The 19,053-nt window shown below is 72.1% G+C and carries 15 protein-coding genes; all 15 read right to left on the reverse strand.

Annotation, left to right across the window (positions count from 1 at the left end):
* Nucleotide 1: 1 nt before the first annotated feature.
* The 15 genes from rfbC to asnB are packed head-to-tail and all read right to left on the reverse strand — an operon-like array spanning nucleotide 2 to nucleotide 19,053.
* Nucleotides 2-553 carry a dTDP-4-dehydrorhamnose 3,5-epimerase gene (rfbC, locus tag ABZ016_RS16710; protein WP_356917352.1) on the reverse strand — a complete coding sequence of 184 codons (552 nt, stop codon included), beginning with the start codon at nucleotides 551-553 and terminating at the stop codon, nucleotides 2-4.
* Nucleotides 550-1,776 carry a polysaccharide pyruvyl transferase family protein gene (locus ABZ016_RS16715; protein ID WP_356917353.1) on the reverse strand — a complete coding sequence of 409 codons (1,227 nt, stop codon included), beginning with the start codon at nucleotides 1,774-1,776 and terminating at the stop codon, nucleotides 550-552. Before ABZ016_RS16715 ends, rfbC begins: the two co-directional genes overlap by 4 nt.
* On the reverse strand, nucleotides 1,773-2,720 hold the full coding sequence (locus tag ABZ016_RS16720) for a glycosyltransferase family 2 protein (protein WP_356917354.1): 948 nt from the start codon (nucleotides 2,718-2,720) through the stop codon (nucleotides 1,773-1,775). Before ABZ016_RS16720 ends, ABZ016_RS16715 begins: the two co-directional genes overlap by 4 nt.
* On the reverse strand, nucleotides 2,717-4,006 hold the full coding sequence (locus ABZ016_RS16725) for a hypothetical protein (RefSeq protein WP_356917507.1): 1,290 nt from the start codon (nucleotides 4,004-4,006) through the stop codon (nucleotides 2,717-2,719). The genes ABZ016_RS16720 and ABZ016_RS16725 overlap by 4 nt, the downstream gene beginning before the upstream one ends.
* Nucleotides 4,007-4,011: 5 nt before the next feature.
* Nucleotides 4,012-5,265 carry a DUF4910 domain-containing protein gene (locus ABZ016_RS16730; RefSeq protein ID WP_356917508.1) on the reverse strand — a complete coding sequence of 418 codons (1,254 nt, stop codon included), beginning with the start codon at nucleotides 5,263-5,265 and terminating at the stop codon, nucleotides 4,012-4,014.
* A gap of 32 nt (nucleotides 5,266-5,297) precedes the next feature.
* A complete protein-coding gene (locus ABZ016_RS16735; RefSeq protein WP_356917355.1) occupies nucleotides 5,298-6,323 on the reverse strand; it encodes an NAD-dependent epimerase/dehydratase family protein in 1,026 nt (341 codons plus the stop codon).
* 3 nt (nucleotides 6,324-6,326) lie between these two features.
* Nucleotides 6,327-6,974 (reverse strand): PIG-L deacetylase family protein, encoded by a 648-nt coding sequence (locus ABZ016_RS16740; protein WP_356917356.1) that lies wholly within the window; start codon nucleotides 6,972-6,974, stop codon nucleotides 6,327-6,329.
* On the reverse strand, nucleotides 6,971-7,765 hold the full coding sequence (locus tag ABZ016_RS16745) for a glucose-1-phosphate cytidylyltransferase (protein ID WP_356917357.1): 795 nt from the start codon (nucleotides 7,763-7,765) through the stop codon (nucleotides 6,971-6,973). Before ABZ016_RS16745 ends, ABZ016_RS16740 begins: the two co-directional genes overlap by 4 nt.
* Nucleotides 7,762-8,997: a class I SAM-dependent methyltransferase gene (locus tag ABZ016_RS16750; protein ID WP_356917358.1), complete on the reverse strand. Its 1,236-nt coding sequence runs from the start codon at nucleotides 8,995-8,997 to the stop codon at nucleotides 7,762-7,764. The genes ABZ016_RS16745 and ABZ016_RS16750 overlap by 4 nt, the downstream gene beginning before the upstream one ends.
* On the reverse strand, nucleotides 8,994-10,202 hold the full coding sequence (locus ABZ016_RS16755; protein WP_356917359.1) for a glycosyltransferase: 1,209 nt from the start codon (nucleotides 10,200-10,202) through the stop codon (nucleotides 8,994-8,996). The genes ABZ016_RS16750 and ABZ016_RS16755 overlap by 4 nt, the downstream gene beginning before the upstream one ends.
* Nucleotides 10,203-10,204: 2 nt before the next feature.
* Nucleotides 10,205-11,449: an O-antigen ligase domain-containing protein gene (locus ABZ016_RS16760; RefSeq protein WP_356917360.1), complete on the reverse strand. Its 1,245-nt coding sequence runs from the start codon at nucleotides 11,447-11,449 to the stop codon at nucleotides 10,205-10,207.
* A 1-nt stretch (nucleotide 11,450) separates the two neighbouring features.
* Nucleotides 11,451-12,971 (reverse strand): right-handed parallel beta-helix repeat-containing protein, encoded by a 1,521-nt coding sequence (locus tag ABZ016_RS16765; protein ID WP_356917361.1) that lies wholly within the window; start codon nucleotides 12,969-12,971, stop codon nucleotides 11,451-11,453.
* Nucleotides 12,972-12,980: 9 nt separating this feature from the next.
* Complete coding sequence (locus tag ABZ016_RS16770; RefSeq protein WP_356917362.1) at nucleotides 12,981-14,933, reverse strand: alginate lyase family protein; 1,953 nt, start codon at nucleotides 14,931-14,933, stop codon at nucleotides 12,981-12,983.
* Nucleotides 14,930-17,101, reverse strand: coding sequence for a bi-domain-containing oxidoreductase (locus ABZ016_RS16775; RefSeq protein WP_356917363.1), 2,172 nt, complete (start codon nucleotides 17,099-17,101; stop codon nucleotides 14,930-14,932). Before ABZ016_RS16775 ends, ABZ016_RS16770 begins: the two co-directional genes overlap by 4 nt.
* Entirely contained in the window at nucleotides 17,098-19,053 is a 1,956-nt protein-coding gene (gene asnB / locus ABZ016_RS16780; RefSeq protein ID WP_356917364.1) for an asparagine synthase (glutamine-hydrolyzing), read from the reverse strand. The genes ABZ016_RS16775 and asnB overlap by 4 nt, the downstream gene beginning before the upstream one ends.

The raw sequence follows: 19,053 nt of genomic DNA on the forward strand, positions 1-19,053 counted from the left end.
TTCACCTTTCCATGTGCTTCAGGGCCTCGGCGAGGCTCGGCGCCTCCCGGTCCCGCTGGGACATCGATGCGACCGGCAGCGGCCAGTCGATGGCGAGCTCGGGGTCGTCGAAGGCGATCGTCACGTCCTCGGCGGGATCGTGGGGCCGGTCGATCCGGTACGAGGTGTCGGCGGTCTCGGTCAGCGCCTGGAAGCCGTGCGCGCACCCCGCCGGGATGTACAGGCTCGTCTGTGTCTCGCCGGACAGCTCGAAGGAGGCCACGTTCCGGTACGTCGGCGAGTCCGGCCGCAGGTCCACGACGACGTCGAAGATCTGCCCGTACGAGCATCGCACCAGTTTGGCCTCGCCCAGGCCGGAACGAAGGTGCAGGCCGCGCAGCACGCCCCGCACCGAGCGGGACACGCTGTCCTGGACGAAGGCGTCCGGGTCGAGGCCCACCGAGCGGACCACGTCGGTGTCGAACGTACGGCAGAAGAAACCGCGCTCGTCGGCGTACGGCGTCGGCTCGAAGAGATACGCGCCGGCGATGGCCGGGACTTGGGTCGCCTTCATGGAGTCTCCTGCCGGGTGCGGGCGTGCGGGTCGTCGTTCGCCGGGAACAGGGCGGCCGTCAACGCGGCGAACTGATCCCGGAGTTGCCGAGCGGTGAGCCGGTTCCGCTCGGCGAGGGTCTGCCGCAGCTCAGCCGATCGCTTCTCCAGCGTGCGGAACTGCTCCAGCAGCCGGTCGGCGTCGACCTCGCGGGCCGGGTGGCAGTACGCGTCCAGCCCCATCCGGGCCATGAGCGCGTCGCTCTTGGCCGCATAGCTGAGCGCGAGCGTCGGAGTGCCGGCCTTCAGCGCGCAGACCAGGTTGTGGTACCGGGTCGCCACCACGGTGTCCGCCGCCACCGTCTCCTTCATCAGATCGGCCAGCGAGGCCGCCTCCGCGGCGGTGACCAGCGGCGAGTCCACCGCTTCGAGGATCGCGGCGACCACACGGGCGTCGCACTCGTCGCCGGTGAGCAGCCGCACCGGTCTGCCGTCCTCGACCAGCGCGCGGACGAAGCGGGTCGTCCCGTCCAGGTAGCGGCGGTGGATCTCCTCCGCACGGGCGCGGTCGTCGTTGCCGCCGTGGAAGTCCATGACGCCGACGCAGACCAGGCCGGGCGGCCCGGAGGGCGTGCCGGCCGGTGGTGCCGGCAGAGCGAACGCGAGGTCCGGGTAGACCTCGTCGCGCGCGGTGTCCACGCCCATCTCCCGCAGCGCGTCGCGCGACAGGGCGTCCCGGTACGACCGGTAGGCGGCCAGCCGCGCCGACCAGCGCACCAAGGCCCGGGTCGGCCGGTCGCCGATCGCGGCGGCGCCGACGCCGACCAGCGCGACCCGGGTGCCGAACAGCCGGCCGCTCGCGCAGAGCAGGAACAGCGCGTACGGAAATCCCCACGGCCGCAGCGGCAGCGTGGCCTCCAGGACGCCCATGCCCGGCACGATCACCACGTCGTGCCGGCGCACCCAGGCGGCGGTGCGGAAGACGTCGACGAGTTTGCCCAGGCCCTTCGACGCGATCGCGCCCGCACGCGAAGCCGTCCGGTACTCCCCGCGGTACCAGTGCAGCCGCGTCGCGGGGATCCGGTACCGGGCTGCGACGACCTCGGGTCCGCCGCACAGCGCGTCCACGACCGCCTCCGGGTGCTCGGCGCGGAGGTACCCGAGCACGGCCTCCAGCGACCCGTCGTTGCCGAGGTTTCCGGAGCCGAGCAGGCCGAACACCCCGACGCGTACGGGAGTGCTCACGTCAGCCGCCCCTCGCGTCCCGCGACGAGGTCGTCGACGGAGACGGTGAGCTGGGCCTGGTCGGCCGGAGCACGGTCCTCGACCCGCTCGCCGGCGCCCGGCCGGGCCCGGCTGGTCATCCACGCGGCCAGGTGGCGGTAGCAGGCGCGCCGGTCGGCCGCGGACAGCGGCGCCCGCTGGATCGCCGAGGCGAAGCCCCAGACGTACTCGGCGAGCAGCCTGGGCGTCGGGTGCAGCGGGCCCGCCCGGCGCGGGTCCAGGTTGACACACCGGGAGCGCTTGGAAGGGTTCGCCCGCTCGGCGCGGGTGGGGTGGTCGCGGCGGAAGTACAAGAGCTCCGGCACCTGGTGGAAGGGCCCGTGCAGGACGATCTCGGCGACGAACGTCCGGTCCGCGTGGTGGTAGCTGTCGTGCGGCTTCACCCGGCGCAGCATGTCGGCACGCATCACCCCGTAGAAGTCGTCGCCACCGGGCTCGAACAGGAAACTGCGGAAGCGCTCCGGCGCGTGCGGCGAGGCGGTGGCGAGTCCGTACTCGTACGGGACCTTCACCTGCCCCTCGCCGTCGATGACCGCCTGGCCGGAGTGCGCGAGGACCACGTCCGGCCGCTCGTCCAGCGCCTCCACGCAGCGCCGCAGCAGGTCCCGTGCGTACAGGTCGTCGTGCGAGGCCCACTTGAACAGCTCGCCGCGGCACTCGGTGAACACGTAGTTGTGGTTCGGCGCGGCTCCGATGTTCCGGCGCAGCCGGACGTACCGGATGCGTGAGTCCCGTGCGGCGTACTTGCGGCAGATGTCCTCGGTGCCGTCGGTCGAGGCGTTGTCGGAGATGACCAGCTCGAAGTCCTCGTAGGTCTGGCCGAGCAGGGCGTCGAGCGATTCGGCCAGGTACTCCTCGCCGTTGTACACGGGCAGGCCGATGCTCAGCCGGGGATGGGAGGTCATGACGTCCTCACTTCAGGGATGGGTTCTTTCCGGCGCTCGCGCAGGGCGGAGCTCAACTGGAGCCACCACACGGCCGAGCCGGTGAGGGTCGCGGCGGCGACGCCCCAGGCCGAGCCGACCGTGCCGGCCAGGGCCGCGCCGCCGAGCCCGCCGGCGACGTAGCAGGCGGAGGCGACCAGCTGGCAGCGCAGGCTGCGCCGGGCCGCGGCGAGTGCGCGCAGCCCGGCCGCCGCGCCGGTGCCGAGGCCGGCGCCCGCGACGCCCAGGGTGACCGGCACGATGAGCTGCGAGGCGGAGTGCCAGACGTCGCCGAGCACGAGCTCGCCGAGCCGGTCCGGCATCAGCAGCAGCGCCCCGCCCCAGAGCAGCGCGGCGACGGCCTGCCCGCCGCCCAGCAGGAGGCAGAACGTGTGGAGGCGGTGCGGGGCCTGCCGCAGCACCCGCGCCGCCTCCGCGACGGTGACCAGCGAGAGGCCCATCAGCACGGCGAGGAACGGCCCGAGCAGGAGCTCGGTGCCCCGGACCGCACCCACCGCGCCGACCCCCGCGATCGCGCCGAGACCGTACGCCCGCACCTGGCTCGCGCCGCTGAGGCTGACGTTCTCGACCAGGTACCGGTGGCCGAGGTCGCGTTGCTCGCGCAGCCACGCGCGTGCCCGGGTCGTCCTGGGCAGGATGCCGGACTGGAGGCAGCCGTACCCCGCGGCCGCCGCGGCGGACACACCCCAGGCGAGCACGAAGGCGGCCACGCTGCCCGCGCGGGCCGCCACCACCATGGCCGGGACGAGCGCGACGCCCCACACGATGTCGTTGACGAACGCCTTCCGTCCGTCGCCTGCGGCGAAGAACGCGAACCGCCAGGCGTCCTGGAGCAGCAGCCCCGGCAGCATGACGCCGAGGCAGGCGAACGCGGCCCCCACGCGCCCGCCGAGCGCGAGGCCGACCACCAGGCACACCGCGCCGATGGCGGCACCGACGCCGAGCGCGGTACCCGACGACCGGGCCACCGCCCCGCGCCAGGACGCGTCCGACACGCCGCTGAAGCGCACCACGAGCGGATCGGTGGCAAGCCCGCGGGAGATGTTGAGCACCACGCCGTACGTCACCCAGGCGATGCTGAACACGCCGAACGCGGTCACGCCGAGCGAGCGCGCCACGTAGATCCCCACCGCGAAGTTGCTGATGCTGGAGGCCGCCTGGTCGGCCAGCCCCCAGGACAGCCGGCCGACGAAGGCCCGCCGGACGGATCCGGCCGGTGCCTTCGTCTTCTCCTCCTCGGTGGTCATCCGCGTCATGCCTTGATCAGACCGGCGCCGTGCAGGGCGCCGGCCGCGGTGGCGACGGCGCTGAACGGCAGCCCGGACCGCTCGGCGACGTCCAGCAGACTGTGCTCGCCGTCGGACAGGTTGAGCACCCAGAGCATGGCCATCTGGGCCTGCTTGGTGTCGCTGCGGCCGCCGAGCGCGTCGTACAGGCCGCGCCGGCCCAGCTGTGGTTCGCCGTACGGGCTGAGGTTGAGGTACCGCCGGTTGCGGTCCAGGACGGCGAACGCCTCGCGGCAGACGGAGAGCGTGTCCGCCATCGCCTCCGGGGAGACGAAGTCCAGGTTGTCCGCGGAGGTGTGGTACTCGGGGTAGCCCGCGTACGGAGTCCTGGTGAGCGAGCCGACGCCGAGATCGAACCCGGGGGAGCAGTACTGCCGCTCGTCGTAGCCGTACGGAGTGAACTCGGTGACCTGGTGCGGGCGTTCGGAGACGGCCAGTACGTGCCGCATCACCCGGTCGATCTCCGCGTCACCGCGCCTGCTCTGCTTGTACGTCAACGAGCCCGGGTCACCGGCGCAGGCCAGCACCAGCCCGTGCTTGACCCGGTCCACCCGCTCCGCGTTGCGGGCCAGCCAGGTGATCGCCCCGATGGTGCCGGGCGCGAAGATGAACCGGTAGGTGTAGTACGGGGTTTCCTTCGCCAGCTCCCGGGCCAGGAACGTGGCCACCGCGACGCCGGCCATGTTGTCGTTGGCCAGCGACGGGTGGCAGACATGGCAGGAGACGATCACCTCGTCGGGGACCTGGCCGGGGACCACGTGCTCGGCGTAGGTGAGGTGGCCGTCGGCGAGGGTGGAGTCGATACGCACCTCGTACTCGCCGTCCGGCAGCGCGTCCAGGGTCTCCTGGGCCAGGCAGAACCCCCAGTCCGGCTTGTAGTAGCTGGTGCGGTACGGCACCCAGGACGGGTGGTCGGGCAGGGTGTGCAGGTGGGCGCGGAGCTCGGCCAGCGGCATGGTCGCCGACACCGGCACGCTGTAACCCAGCACGTGCAGGCTGGACGCGGCGAAGTCGACGACCCGGTTGCCGGCGCTGTCGGCGATGTACGCGTCCCGGATGTTCCACTCCTGGGGCACCGTCCAGTCGAGCGCCTGCGTCCCGGTCGGTACCTCGTGCACCTGCAGCGGGATGTACTCGCCGACGATGTCCAGGGTGGCGCGCACACCGTCGCCGGTGATGCTCCGGCACAGCGGATAGAGCCGCTCCACCAGGGCGTACATCTCGTCGCCGACACCCTTTTTTACATGCGTGGTCACCGGCGCCACCGCAGGGTGGCGTCGACGTCGCCGGCGTCGGACGCCGCCCGCAGCACGGCGAGTCGGGTGAAGCGCTGCTCGAAGTCCTCCTGGACCAGCCCGTGTTTCCGGTAGGCGTCGGCGAGTTCGAGCGCCCCCTGCTTCACCGTCCACTCGCAGTCGAAGCCGGGTATCGCGGCGCGGAACCGGGAGAAGTCCACCCGGTAGGACCGCGGATCGGCACCGGTCTCCCCGGTGATCACCACCTTGGAGTCGGACACCGCCTCGGCGACCTGCTCGGCGATCTCGGCGACCGTGACGTTGTTGACCTCGCTGCCTATGTTGAACGCCCGGTCGTGGACCGCTTCCCGAGGCGCGGTCAGCGCGGCCGTGAAGGCCCGGGCGATGTCGGCGGCGTGCACCAGCGGACGCCAGGGGGTGCCGTCGGAGAGCACCAGCACCTCGCCGGACAGCAGCGCGTGGCCCACCAGGTTGTTCAGCACGATGTCGGCGCGCAGCCGGGGCGAGTAGCCGAAGGCGGTGGCGTTGCGCATGTACACCGGGGTGAAGTCGCCGTCGGCGAGGGCGTGCAGGTCGTCCTCCACCCGCACCTTGGACTCCGCGTAGGGCGTCACCGGGCGCAGCGGGGCGTCCTCGGTCACCAGGTCGTCACCCCCGGCGGCGCCGTAGACCGAGCAGGTCGACGCGTACAGGAAGCGCCCCACTCCGGCGTCGCGGGCCAGCCGGGCGAGGCGGACGGACGCGTGGTGGTTGATGTCGTAGGTGAGCTCCGGCGCCAGCGATCCCAGCGGGTCGTTGGAGAGCGCGGCCAGGTGGATCACGGCATCGACCCCGGCCACGTGCTCGGCCGTGACGTCGCGCAGGTCCACCCGGTGCCCCGTCGGGTCCGCGGGCCGTGGGCCCAGCACGCAGTCGGCGAACAGGCCGGCGTCGAGGCCGACCACCTCGTGCCCGGCGGCCGTGAGCACCGGGGCCATCACGGTGCCCAGGTAGCCCTGGTGTCCGGTCAGCAGTACACGCATGGTTCATCCCCCCAGATTGAGTGTGAGTTTGGTGGCGGCGAACGCCTCGGCGTAGCGCGCGTGGCATTCGATGCCACGGATCCGCGCAAGCCCGAGGAACGCCTCCCGGTCGTACCAGGGCCGGTGCCGCTGCGAGGGGTAGTGCTCCTGCAGCAGCCGCACCTTCCGCTCGGCGATCTCCGGCGACAGCGGCTGGTAGGCGGCCGGACGGCCGAGATCGCCGTCCCACTTGACGATCTCGTAGCCGAGCACGAGGTGGTCGCGGAACGCGGTGGGGATCAGCTGCGCCAGACCGCGGTGGTCCTGGTGCGCGTCATCGGTACGCGGGGCCAGGATCAGATCAGGTTCGGTCTGTTCGCGCAGTTCCTCGACCGCGGCCTTGGCCTCCTCCCAGTGCGCCGGCAACCGGCCGTCCGGCAGCTTGTGCACGGTCAGCCGCAGGTCGGCGCCGGGGCAGAAGGCGGTGAGCGCGGCCCGCTCCTCCTGCTCCCGGTCGCTGCCACCGCCGGAGAGCACCAGCGCGTCGACCCGGATGCCCGGCCGCGCGAGGCACAGCGTCAGCAGCGTGCCGCCCGCGCCGATGGCGATGTCGTCGCAGTGCGCGCCCACCGCGACGATCCGCTCCAGGGGCCCGGCCCCGAGCCCGATCACGCGTTCACCCCGGCGCCGTCCCGTTCCCACACGGCCCAGGGCCGGTCGCCCCGCGCGTAGGCGTCGTCGAGCGCGGCCCGCTCCTTCACGGTGTCGGTCGGCTTCCAGAAGCCGCGGTGCTGATGCGCCACCAGCCGCCCCCGCTTGGCCAGTTGGGCGCATCCATCGGCGACGAGGTCCCCGCCCTCCGGGATGTGGTCGAAGACCTCCTGGCGGAGCACGAAGTAGCCGCCGTTCTCCCACAGCGGCAGTTCGCTGACCGCGGTGATGCCCCCCACCAGGCCGTCCTCGCCCAGGTCCACGCAGTGGAACGAGGACTGCGGCGGCACCACCATCATCGACGCCCCGGCGTCGCGCCGCGCGAAGTTCTCGATCATCTCCGGCAGCGGGGCATCGGTGAGCACGTCGGCGTAGTTGGCGAGGAACATCTCGTCGCCGTCCAGGTGGTGCCGCACCCGGCGCAGCCGCTCCCCGATCGGTGACTCGATGCCGGTCTGCGCGAACGTGATCGTCCAGTCGGCGATGTCGGTGGACAGCAACTCGGTCCGCCCGCCGCGCAGCACGAAGTCGTTCGACGTCGTCTCCTCGTAGGTGAGGAAGAAGTCCTTGATGTGATGAGCCCCGTACCCGAGGCAGAGGATGAACTCGGTGTGCCCGAAGTGCGCGTAGTAGCGCATGACGTGCCAGATCAGCGGTCGCGGCCCGACCATCGCCATCGGCTTGGGCACGTCGTCCGCGGCACCGCTGCGCATCCGCATCCCGTAACCGCCGCAGAACAGAACGACCTTCATGCGTTGACCTCGACAATGCTCAGTTCCGGGATGGGGAAGACCAGCCGGCCGCCCCACTCGTGCACGAAGGACAGCTGCTCGACCAGCTCGGCCCGCAGGTTCCATGGCAGGACGAGGACGTAGTCCGGTCTGTCGGCGGCTATCTGCTCGGGCGGCAGGATCGGGATGCGGGTGCCCGGGGTGAACCTGCCGTGCTTGTAGGGGTTGCGGTCGACCGTGTAAGAGAGCAGGTCGGGGCGGATGCCGCAGTGGTTGAGCAGGGTGTTGCCCTTGCCCGGGGCGCCGTAGCCGACGACCGTCTCGCCGCGCTCGGCCGCCTCGATGAGGAACCGCAGCAGGTCCCGGCGCACCTTGGCCACCCGGGCGGAGAACTCGGTGTACCCGGACAGCTCCTGCAACCCGGCGGCCTTCTCCCGGGCCAGCACATCGGCGACGCGCGCCGTGGGCTCGCCCGCCGCCTCGGCCGGCCGGGCCCACAGCCGGATGGAGCCGCCGTGCGTGGGCAGCAACTCGACGTCCACGAGCGTGAGTCCGCCGCTCGCCAGCGCCCGGGCGGCGGACGCGACCGTGTAGTACTGGAAGTGCTCGTGGTAGATCGTGTCGTACTGGTTCTCCTCGATCAGGGTCAGCAGATGCTGCACCTCGACGGAGACCCAGCCGTCGTCGGCGACCAGGGCGCGCAGCCCCTCGGTGAACCCGACCACGTCGGGGATGTGCGCGTACACGTTGTTGGCCACGACCAGGTCCGCCGGGCCGTGTTCGGCACGGACGGCCGAGCCGGTCTCCGGGCTCAGGAACTCCGTGAGCGTGGGCACACCCGCGTCCCGCGCCGCCGCGCCGACGTTCACCGACGGCTCGATGCCGAGGCAGCGGATCCCGCGGTCCACCACGTGCCTCAGCAGGTACCCGTCGTTGCTCGCCACCTCGACCACGAAGGCGTCGGGGCCGAGAGCAAGGCGCTGTACGGTGTCCGTGACGAAGGTGTGTGCGTGCTCCACCCAGGAGGTCGAGTAGGAGGAGAAGTACGCGTACTCCTTGAACGTCTCCTCCGGAGTGATCAGCGGCGGGATCTGCGCCAGCCAGCAGTCGGTGCAGACCCGCAGGTGCAGCGGGTACGCGGGCTCAGGTTGGTCCAGCTGGTCCGCGGCGAGAAAGCTCTCACAGGGTGGTGTCGCCCCGAGATCGACAACGCTCACCATGGCTTCCGAGCCGCAGAGTCGGCATCGTGTCATTTACTGCCCCCCATTAACTCCGACCGACCCGCGATCGCGGTGCGGTACTCCTCCACGAGGCGCTCCAGCCCGACGGCCGGGCTGAAGCCCTGTTCGTAACGGCGTCGGGCCGCCTGCCCCATCTGCCGGTTGCGGGCCGGCTCTGCCGTGATCCGGCGTATGCGGGACGCGAGCGAGGCGGGCTCGCCCGGCCGGTGCAGCAGCCCGGTCACCCCGTCCTCGACGAGTTCGGCGAAGGCGCCGTGCCCGGCGGCGACGGCCGGGACCCCCGCAGCCATCGCCTCCACGACCACCAGGCCGAACGCCTCCAGCCAGGTCGAGGGAGCCACCACCGCGACCGACCGCGCGACGGCCTGCCGGCACTGGGCCGGGTCCAGCAGGCCGACGTAGCGCACGTCGTCCCGGCCCGCCGCCCAGGCGGTCACCTCCGGCTCCAGGGGCCCCGCGCCGGCGACCACGAGCGGCACGCCCACACCGCCGCCGGCGGCGATCTCGTCCCAGGCGGCCATGAGCAGCCGTACGCCCTTGGCCTCCGCGAGCCGGCCCAGATAGAGCAGATGCTCGCCGGCGCCCGCTCGGACCGTGCCGGGTTCAGGCACGAAGTTGTGCTTCACCACCAGCCGCTCTGCGGGTAGGCCGGCCCGCACCAGGACGTCGCGCTGCGCCGCGGAGATGCAGAAGAACCGCTCCACGCCGGACCACCACCGCCGCCGGTTGACCGAGAGGCTGACCGCCAGCGGTACCGTCGCCGCCCGGGAGTTCCGGTAGCAGCCGTGCCGGACGGCGGGCAGCGGCGCGGACCCGACGCACTCGGTGCACGGCCGGCCGTCCCGCTGCAGCGTGCCCGGCGGGCAGACCTGGGTGTAGTTGTGCAGCGTGGCGACGGCGGGCACACCCGCGTCCGCACAGGCGGCCAGCACCGCCGGCGACAGCAGCGGGAAGACGTTGTGGACGTGCACCACGTCCGGCCGCTCGGCCCGCAGCCGGGCGGCGAGCTCCGCACGCACCGCCGGGTTCCACGGCACCAGCAGCGGCACCGCGGCCTTGCCCAGCAGGGACCGGGCGGCGATGTCGTCGCTGCGCCGCTCGAACACCTCCACCCGGTGCCCGGCCCCGCGCAGCAGCGCCACCTCCTGGTCGACGACCTTGTTCTCCCCGCTCGGCTGCGCCGAGGCGTAACGGTTGTGCACCACGAGGACGTGCATGCTCAGGTCACCTCCGGTCTCCGGGCCCATCGCGGGGCGCGTTGTCGTGGGGCTTCGGGCGTTGCGAGGGGCGGGGCCGCGGCAGGTGCCGCCAGCAGCGAGGCGGCCACGGCCAGATGCAGCAGATACGGCGAGGCGTCGCCCAGCCCGGCCTCGGTGTACGACGCGATCGCGCAGTAGCTGATCAGGAAGATCGCGCAGGCCCTCGACAGCGACGGCGGCCGCAGCAGCGCGACGCCGCCCAGCACCGTGAGGAACGCCGCCACCAGGGCCACGCCGGTCACACCCTGCTCGTGGTAGACGGCCAGCCAGCTGTTGTCGATCGGCAGCCCGCCGAACGACTTGTCGCCCAGGCCCGCGCCGAACAGGTACTCCGAGGTCGTCCGGGGCGCTGCCAGCAGGGCGTCCCAGACCTTGGCCCGGCCGGTGAGGCTGGTGAAGTTCTCCTGGCTCTGTCCCCGCAGGAACCACGCCCGCAGCGCGGAGCCGAACCCCACCGCGGCCACGGCGGCGCACAGCACCGCCCAGGTGAAGAACCGGCGGGCCGCGGCGCTGGTCAGGAAGAGCGAGCCGATCGCCAACGCCAGCCCGATGAGCAGGCCGAGCGTGGCCGTCCGGGTATGGGTCAGCGCGAGCAGGACGAGTGACGGCACGATGACCACCGCCGCGCTGGTCCCGTCGGTCCGACGGCCCATGACGAGCAGCACGCTGAGCCCGATGATCACCGCGGCGTACTGGCCGATCTGCGGCGGGGTGAGCGGCCACAACGCGCCGACCAGCCGCCCGCCGTAGAGGTCGGGCAGCGCGGCGCCCGGTGAGATGACCAGGCCGGCGGCCACCGACCCGAGCACCGCGAAGTACATCCGGATGTGGTGCCGGACGAACCTCGGGCCGCCGTCCCACCAGCGGCTGAGCAGCCACAGCGTGCCGACGAAGAGGGCCAGCCGGGTGCAGCGGAACAGCGCGCCGAACCCGGACTCCAGGTCCGCGCTGGAGATCACGCTCGGCACCAGCAGCAGGGTCAGCAGGAGCAGGAAGGCGCTGGCCCGGACGCGCAGCCGGAGGTTGACCGCGAGCGCCAGCGCGAACGCGGCGACCAGCGCGCCCATGGTGACCATCTGGATGAGGGAGCGGGGCAGCGGGACGATGGTCTTCGCCCCGGCGGAGCCGAGCGTGTTGAGGATCAGCAGCCCCCAGGCCGTGCCGACGATCTTCGACGTGTGGTCGGCGCGCGTGTCCGCGGCCATCTCAACCACCGCCCTGTGCGCGGAAGGTGCTGCCCGCGTCCTGCTGGTACGGCGTGCCCTGCCACTGCCCGGAGTCCAGTGTCCGGCTCGGGTCGTGGGCGACGAACGTCCATGGCCCGACGTAGACGTTGTCGTGCCAGCGGTTGTGCTGCTCGCGGGTGATCGCCTCGGCCACCCGCTCGCCCTGGTACGGCGACCAGTCCGGATAGGTGCCGTAGTTGGCCAGCAGCGCCATGCGGTCGCACCTGGACGTGCAGCCGACGACGGACTTGTCCAGCACGAAGCGATTGCCGTGGATGTCCACCCGCTGGGTCTTCCAACGGCAGTCGGCGTAGAGCGGTGCGGTGGCGATCGCCGGCTGCGCACAGCGGTCGGCGTTCTTCACCAGCAACGTGCAGTCACCGGAGGAGGTGTTGGCCGGGCTGTTGCAGAACCGGTCGGCGTTCTCCCACAGGGTGATCCCGGACCAGTTGTTCTCCAGCACGTTCCGGTAGATCTCGATCTTGTCCGTGCGGGCTCGGATCCGTGGTTCGCCGCCGGACTCGGAGAGGTAGACGGTCGCGAACGGGAAGGTGTCGCCGAGGTCGGCGTACCTGCGGCCCTCGACCCGGTTGTTCCGCCGGATCATGTTGTTCCGGATGACCGCGTTGTAGCTGGTCTCATAGATCAGGGCGGCACCGTCGTTGGCCTCGAGCACGTTCCCCTCGATGCGGAAGTCGTTGTTGTTGGTGTCCGCCCACAGCCCGGCTCCGCGGTTGTCGTGCACCCAGTTGCCGCGCACGTCGGCGCCGTCGACGGCCCAGAACTTGACGCCCCCGGTGCAGCCGCAGCCCTTGCGCCGCCGCTCCCAGTCGTCCTTGTTGTTGCCCACGATCTCGTTGCCCTCGACCACCAGGCCGCTGATACGGCCGGTGGCCTTGTACGCGTTCATGCCGTACTGGCCGTTGCCGCGCAGGCAGCTGGCGCGGACCCGCTGGCGGGCACCGGCCATCAGCCCGGCGCCTGAGTTGTTCTGGATCGTCGCGTGCTCGATCACCCACCCGTCGGCCGAGTCGTGGTTGACCACGCCCTCGTCGTGCGGCGCGACGAAGTTCTGCACGGTCAGGTGGCGGATGGTGACGCCCCGGGCGGTGCCGCCGAACGCGTACTGGTTGGTCTTCCGGCCGTCGAGCACCGCACCGGGCGCGCCGAGGTAGGTGTCTCCCTTCTTCGGGATGACCTGGGCGTAGCGGTCCGGTTCGAGCCGGTGCCTGCCCGGCCGAAGCCAGAAGGTGGTGTTCGGAGGGCTGCTCTTGGTCTTCGCGGCGAGGTCTCCGGCGACCGCGGGGTCGACGGTCACCGCGCCCGGCGGCGCCTTCGCCGGCCCCGGCGCGGGTCCGGCGCACACCCGCGCCACGGACATGGACGGCGCGGCGGTCGGCTTCGTCACCGCGCCCGGCGTGCTGTCACAGCCGGTCGCCGCCAGCAGGGCCAGCGCCAGCGGTGCCGCAGGCCACGCCCGGTGCCGCCACTTGTTCCGCACGCGCCCTCCCTAGCCGTGGAACCTGAGTACGGTGGTGAACCCCCGCACGCCGTCGGCGAAGCCGGTGCCGACCAGCGTCGTGGTCGGCTCCTTGCGCCCGAAGCCGGCGGAGTACCAGCCCAGCGGCGGGCCGGTCTCGCCGCGGTGCGCCCGCCAGGACAGCTGCCCGGGCAGGTCGAGCGCCGCGGAGCGGTCCTCGCCGTCCACGGCCCAGGTGAGCAGCGCCCGGTTCCCCGCCAGGTCCGCGGTGATCGCCGGGCCGAGGTGGAACGCCAGCCGCACGGCCCGGCGCGGACCGCGCACCTCGTCGACCACCCTCAGCTCCCGGCTGGCGGCCGTCAGCTCCACCCGGCGGCGGTGCACGGAGTCCCGGTAGCCGTCGTGCTCGGCGCACCAGCGGGCCGTACCTCCGCCCAAGGCGCCGGACGCGTCCGCGACCAGGACGCGGCTGCGGGCATGCCGGGTCCACAGGAACGGACCGCCGGAGACGGACTGGTCACCGCCGTCCAGTTGCAGGGTGTTGTGGCCGAGGGTCGACCGGAAGTACCGCCGCCACTCGGGCTGCCCGTGGTAGCAGAACGTCCCCGGGTCGGCGAGCACGTCGACCCCGTCGTGCCGGACCTCCACGGACAGCGCGTCCGCGTGAGCGTGCGCCGCGATGGACAGGAAGCCGTGCGGGCCGCCGTCGCAGCGGCACCAGATCTCCTCCGGGCCGCGCAGGATGGTGAGCCCCGCGTCGGCGAAATGGGCCGGCCGGCTAGCCGGGCGGGTCACGGACAGTTCAGTGGGTTTGATGAGCGCATCCAGCAGCGGGGTCCGCACATCGGCGCCGGTCACCGCCGGCCACCAGTCGAGCCGGCCGAACACGGCTTCCCCGGTGGCCAGCAGCGAGGCCCAGCGGTCGGTGCCCGCGCCGTCCACCACCAGACCGTGCCCGTCGTCCGCGTCCCCCTGGCGCGGCGGCCGCAACCGGCTGTCCACGACGGCCGCGAGCGCGTCCGTCATCCGCAGCAGCACCAGCCGGACCGACCGGGGGACGGGCACGCCGGCGGCGTCCGCTTCGGCGACCGCGGCCAGACCGAGCTCCAGCACCAGTCCGTGGTACTCGGTGGCCAGCTCGCGGTTGAGGCCGGAGAGGAAGGTGTTGCCCCGCAGATGCCGCTCCAGCGACCGCAGCGCGTCGGCCCGCCAACGTGCCGAGGAGGGGAACCAGTCGAACGCGCAGGCAGCTGCGAACTGCCCGGCGGCCTCGGCGATCACGTGGTTGTTCGCCGAGGACCCCCGGCTGGGGAAGGCGGCCAGCCAGCGCTGGTGGTGCCAGATCTGGTTCAGCGCCACCGGATTGCCCTCGAACAGCCCCGCCGCGCCCGGCCAGCCGTCCAGCAGCCGGCGGATCCACACCCATGACAGCAGCCGGATGCCCAGTTCGATTCCGCTGATCCAGTGCACGCCGCGCAGCGGTGGGTTCGCCGCCCACCACGACCGCAGATGCTCGGCCACCCGCTCGGCGTACCGCTCGTCCCCGGTGACCGCGTGGGCGGCGGCCAGCACGGTGAGGTACTGGTGCCGGGACAGCTCCCAGATCTGCTTGATGTCCCCGACCGCGTCCTCGTTCCGGTACGGCACGTCGAAGGCGTAGCCCGACGGGGCCCGGCGCCCGGTCTTCGGGTCGTACGACCAGTCCGGCTCGGCCAGGTCGTCGCGGACCACCCCGAAGTACTCGGCGTGCCCGGCCATCAGCCGGTCCGCCTCGGCGACGAGATGCTTCGCGGCGTCCGGAGGTATGGCGGCGATCGTCCCGGCGGGCAGTACCGCGGTGAACCGGGCGCCGGTCACGGCCGGGCAGTCCGGCGGCGCCGACCGCCACCGCCGTCTGCGCACCGTGTCGCTCACCCGGCCGCCGACCTCCCGCGGTCCCATCCGGGACAGCCGCCGCAGGTACCAGCCCGCGCTCATGCTCATCGCGTTCTCGCCAACGTCACCGGAGCGCCGCCGGCCAGGCCGGACTGCACGGCCAGGGTGGCCGCCGTGGTGGCGACCAGCGACTCCAGCGGCACCGGCATCGGCCCGCCGGTCCGCACGGCCTTGACGAACGCGGCAAGTTCGGCGTTCTGGCCCTTGTCGCGAGCCTTGGGCAGCCGCGAACTGACCCACCGCTTGCGGCCGTAGACCGAGGCACGCACGAAGTCGTCGAGCCGCAGCACCTTGCCGTCCGCGACCAGGTCCAGCGTCTCCTTGGGGAAGCCGGGCGCGCCGGTGGTGACGTAGCTGATGGTGGCGGTGGACCCGTCCGGGTAACGCAGTACGACCTGAAGGTCCTCGTTGCCGGAGGTGGCGACCGAGTACACCGACACCGGGTCGGCGTCGAGGAGCCAGCTCGCCGTGTCGATGAAGTGCCCGCCCTCGCCGGCGAACCGCGAGCCCTCGGTGCCCTGCCGGAGGTACCAGCTGCCGTGCTGCAGTCGGCCCGCGTTGACCAGGTAGCGCAGGCTCGCCGGACCGGTCCGGTCGCCGAACTGCTGCCTGGCCTCCCGCAGCAGCGGCGCGAACCGGCGGTTGAAGCCCACCTGCAGCCGGTCGTTGCCGGACTCCTCCACCGCCGCGAGTACGCCGGCCAGCTCGTCCTCGGTGAGCGCCAGGGGCTTCTCCACGAACACGCTCTTGCCGGCCAGCAGCGCCTTCCGGGTGAGTTCGGCGTGCGAGCTGTGCCGGGTGACCACGAACACCGCGTCGATGGACGTGTCGCCGAGTACCGCGTCGAGGTCGGTGGTGGCCTTGGCGAAGCCGAACTTCCGCTGTGCGTTGGTCGCGGACAGCGCCGTCGTGGTGACGACGGTGGACAACTCGACGCCGTCGCGCTGCGCCAGGTGCGGCAACAGCATCGACGTGGCGTAGTTGCCCGCGCCGACGAACGCCAGCCGCACCGGCGTCCTGGTGGCCCGGGCCGGGCTGGGCTTCACCCTCACCCGGGGCACGGCCACCGCCGGGGCCTCTGCTTCCACCTCTTGTCCGGGGTACCGGAACAGCACGGCCACGGCCTTCAGGTCGCCGTCCTTCAGGCTCTGGTACGTCTCCACGGCGTCGTCGAAGTCGGCGACATGGGAGATCAGGGGCTCCACGTCGACGCCGCCGCGGGCGGCGAGGTCGAGGAAGCACGCCAGGTTGCGGCGCTCGGTCCAGCGGACGTAGCCGATCGGGTAGTCGCGTCCCTCCAGCTCGTACTCCGGGTCGTAGCGACCGGGGCCGTAGGACCGGGAGAACCGGACGTCGAGTTCCTTCTCGTAGTACGCGTTCCACGGCAGGTCGAGGCGGCACTTGCCGATGTCGACGACCCGGCCGCGGTCCCGGCAGAGCCGCGCGGCCAGCTCGACGGGCTGGTTGCTGCCGCCGCCGGCGGCCAGGTACACCTGGTCCACGCCGTGACCGCCGGTGAGTTCGGCGACGGCGTTCTCCACGACCGTGGACCCGGGATCGCCGCAGGCCGCCGCGCCCAGGCGTTCGGCGAGCTCGCAGCGCTCCGGGTCGGGGTCGGCGCCGACGACGCGGACCCCGGAGGCGGCGAGGAGCTGCACCACCAACTGCCCGATCAGCCCGAGGCCGATGACCAGTGCCACCTCGCCGAGCTGCGGCTCGCCCTGGCGGACACCCTGCAACGCGATCGACCCGACGGTGCCGAAGGCCGCGTGCCGTGGTGCGAGCGCGTCCGGCACCGGGACGTAGAGGTTCTTCGGAACCCAGTTCAGCTCGGCGTGCAGCGCGTGCTCGTTGCCGGCGCAGGCCACGAGGTCGCCGACCTTCACATCGTCGATCCCGGCACCGACCTGCTCGACCACCCCGCACAGCGAGTAGCCCAGCGGCGTGTAGGAGTCCAGCTTGCCCATCACCTTGCGATAGGTGGCGGGCACCCCGTTGGTGGCCACACTCTGCATCACCTTGGCCACCTGGTCCGGCCGGGAACGGGCCTTGCCCAGCATCGACATGCCGGCCTCGGACACCTTCATGAGCTCGGTCCCGGTGGATATCAGCGAGTACGCGCTGCGGACCAGCACACCGCCCGGCTTGCACCCCGGCACCGGCACGTCGAGCACCGCCAGCTCACCGCTCTTGTAGTTCTGCACAACCTGTTTCACTCGAACTCCCCTGATTCCAAAGCCGTTTGCCGAGTGCTCTGGCCGGACCCAGAGGTCGCGTCGCGATACCAGTACTCGAGGGTCAGCACATGCCACAGATGCTTGGAGAAGTCCCGCTGCCCGGCGGCGTCCTCGGCGACCATCCGCGCCAGCGCGTCGCGGCGCAGGAACCCGGAACGGACGAGCAGGCCGTCGTTGACCACCTCGCGCACGAGCGGTGCCAGGTCCCGGCTCATCCAGGCGCGCAGCGGGGCGCTGAACAGGCCCTTGGGCCGGTACACGATCTCCCGGGGCAGGACCGAGCAGGCCGCCTCCTTGAGGACGGCCTTGCCCTGCCGTCCGGCGATCTTGCGATCACCCGGCACGGCGAACGCCGCCTTGACCACCTCGACGTCCACGTACGGCACCCGTACCTCGGTCGACGCGGCCATGCTGGAGCGGTCCGTGTACGTGAGGTTGAGGCCCGGCAGGAACATCCGGGCGTCGGTCAGGCACATGCGGTTGACGAAGTCGTCGAGGTCGTTGTCCCGGTAGACGTCCGCGTGTTCGGTCAGCACGTCCTCGACCGTCCCCGCCAGGTCCGGATCGAGCAGGGCGAGCAGCTCCTCCTGGTCGTACATGGTGTAGCTGCGCCGGAACGCGGTCTCCTCCGGCAGATCGGCGAAGGACAGGAACCGCTTCGCGAAGCGCACCGACCGGTACCCCCGGCGGGAGGTGGCGACCGGCAGCCGGTTCACGGCCTCGGACACCCCGCGCCGCAGGAGCCGCGGAACGCGCTGGTAGCGCAGCGCGAGCAGGTTGGCCAGGTGCTTGCGGTACCCGGCGAACAGCTCGTCGGCGCCCATCCCCGACAGCATCACCTTGACTCCGGCCTCCCGGGCGGCCGAGCAGATCAGGAACGTGTTGATCGCGGCGGGGTCGCCGATCGGCTCGTCCAGGTGGTACGTCATCCGCGGCAGCAGATCGAGCACGTTCGGGGCGATCTCGATCTCGTGCAGGTCGACGCCGAACCGCTCGGCCACCTGCCGGGCGTAGCGCAGGTCGTCCGGCATCGCCTCGAACCTGGCGTCCTCGGCACGGAATCCGATGGTGTAAGCGGAGATCCCGGGCCGGTGCCGGGCCGCCAGCGCGGTCAGGTAGCTGGAGTCGAGGCCGCCGGAGAGGAAGGTCGCCACGGGCACGTCGGAGAGCAGGTGGCGCCGGGTCGACTCCTCGACGACGGCTGCCAGGTCCGGCTGCTCGCCGGCCCGGGCCCGCTCCCGGCCCTCGGCGGCGACGTCCTTCAGGTTCCAGAACCGGCCGCGCTCCACCCGGCCGTCGGGCCGGCACCTCAGCCAGCTCCCCGGCGGCAGCTTCTCCGCCCCGCTGAACGCGCACCGCGAGTCCGGGACCCAGTAGTACAGCAGCGAAGCCACCAGCGCCGCACGGTCCACCTCCAGTGACCCGCCGGTCGCGGCGGCGAGCGCCTTCAGCTCGGAGGCGAACACCAGGCCCTCGCCGCGCCGCAGCAGGAACAGCGGCTTGATGCCCAACTGGTCGCGGACGAGTACGAGTTCACCGGTCCGCTCGTCGAAGATCCCGAACGCGAACATGCCGCGCAGCCGGGGCAGGCAGTCGGTACCCCAGCGCCGCCAGGCCTCCAGCAGTACCTCCGTGTCGGAGGTACCGCGGAAGCGCACCCCGGCGGCCGCCAGTTCGGCACGCAGCTCGGGCGCGTTGTACAGCTCGCCGTTGTACGTCAGGACGAGGCCGTCCGACACCATCGGCTGGGCGCCGGTCTCGGACAGGTCGATGATGGCCAGCCGGCGGTGCCCGAGGTGCACTTCGCCGTCACCGGCGGGGTGGCCGTACCGGCCCGTCCCGTCCGGACCGCGGTGGGCGAGGGTGTCGGTGAGACGGTCGGTCACGACCTTCCCGTCCGGCCAGCGGTAAGTGCCTGCGATGCCACACAT

Origin of the sequence: Streptomyces sp. NPDC006372 (assembly GCF_040612515.1) — a bacterium.
Classification (GTDB): domain Bacteria; phylum Actinomycetota; class Actinomycetes; order Streptomycetales; family Streptomycetaceae; genus Streptomyces.

What these genes read in the sequence shown, in the direction of transcription:
- ABZ016_RS16725 (WP_356917507.1), bottom strand. Translation starts at nt 4,006, where the DNA reads ATGACCACCGAGGAGGAGAAGACGAAGGCACCGGCCGGATCCGTCCGG.
- ABZ016_RS16755 (WP_356917359.1), bottom strand. Translation starts at nt 10,202, where the DNA reads ATGCACGTCCTCGTGGTGCACAACCGTTACGCCTCGGCGCAGCCGAGC.
- ABZ016_RS16735 (WP_356917355.1), bottom strand. Translation starts at nt 6,323, where the DNA reads ATGCGTGTACTGCTGACCGGACACCAGGGCTACCTGGGCACCGTGATG.
- asnB (WP_356917364.1), bottom strand. Translation starts at nt 19,053, where the DNA reads ATGTGTGGCATCGCAGGCACTTACCGCTGGCCGGACGGGAAGGTCGTG.
- ABZ016_RS16745 (WP_356917357.1), bottom strand. Translation starts at nt 7,765, where the DNA reads ATGAAGGTCGTTCTGTTCTGCGGCGGTTACGGGATGCGGATGCGCAGC.
- ABZ016_RS16730 (WP_356917508.1), bottom strand. Translation starts at nt 5,265, where the DNA reads ATGTACGCCCTGGTGGAGCGGCTCTATCCGCTGTGCCGGAGCATCACC.
- ABZ016_RS16770 (WP_356917362.1), bottom strand. Translation starts at nt 14,933, where the DNA reads ATGAGCATGAGCGCGGGCTGGTACCTGCGGCGGCTGTCCCGGATGGGA.
- ABZ016_RS16750 (WP_356917358.1), bottom strand. Translation starts at nt 8,997, where the DNA reads ATGACACGATGCCGACTCTGCGGCTCGGAAGCCATGGTGAGCGTTGTC.
- ABZ016_RS16720 (WP_356917354.1), bottom strand. Translation starts at nt 2,720, where the DNA reads ATGACCTCCCATCCCCGGCTGAGCATCGGCCTGCCCGTGTACAACGGC.
- rfbC (WP_356917352.1), bottom strand. Translation starts at nt 553, where the DNA reads ATGAAGGCGACCCAAGTCCCGGCCATCGCCGGCGCGTATCTCTTCGAG.
- ABZ016_RS16760 (WP_356917360.1), bottom strand. Translation starts at nt 11,449, where the DNA reads ATGGCCGCGGACACGCGCGCCGACCACACGTCGAAGATCGTCGGCACG.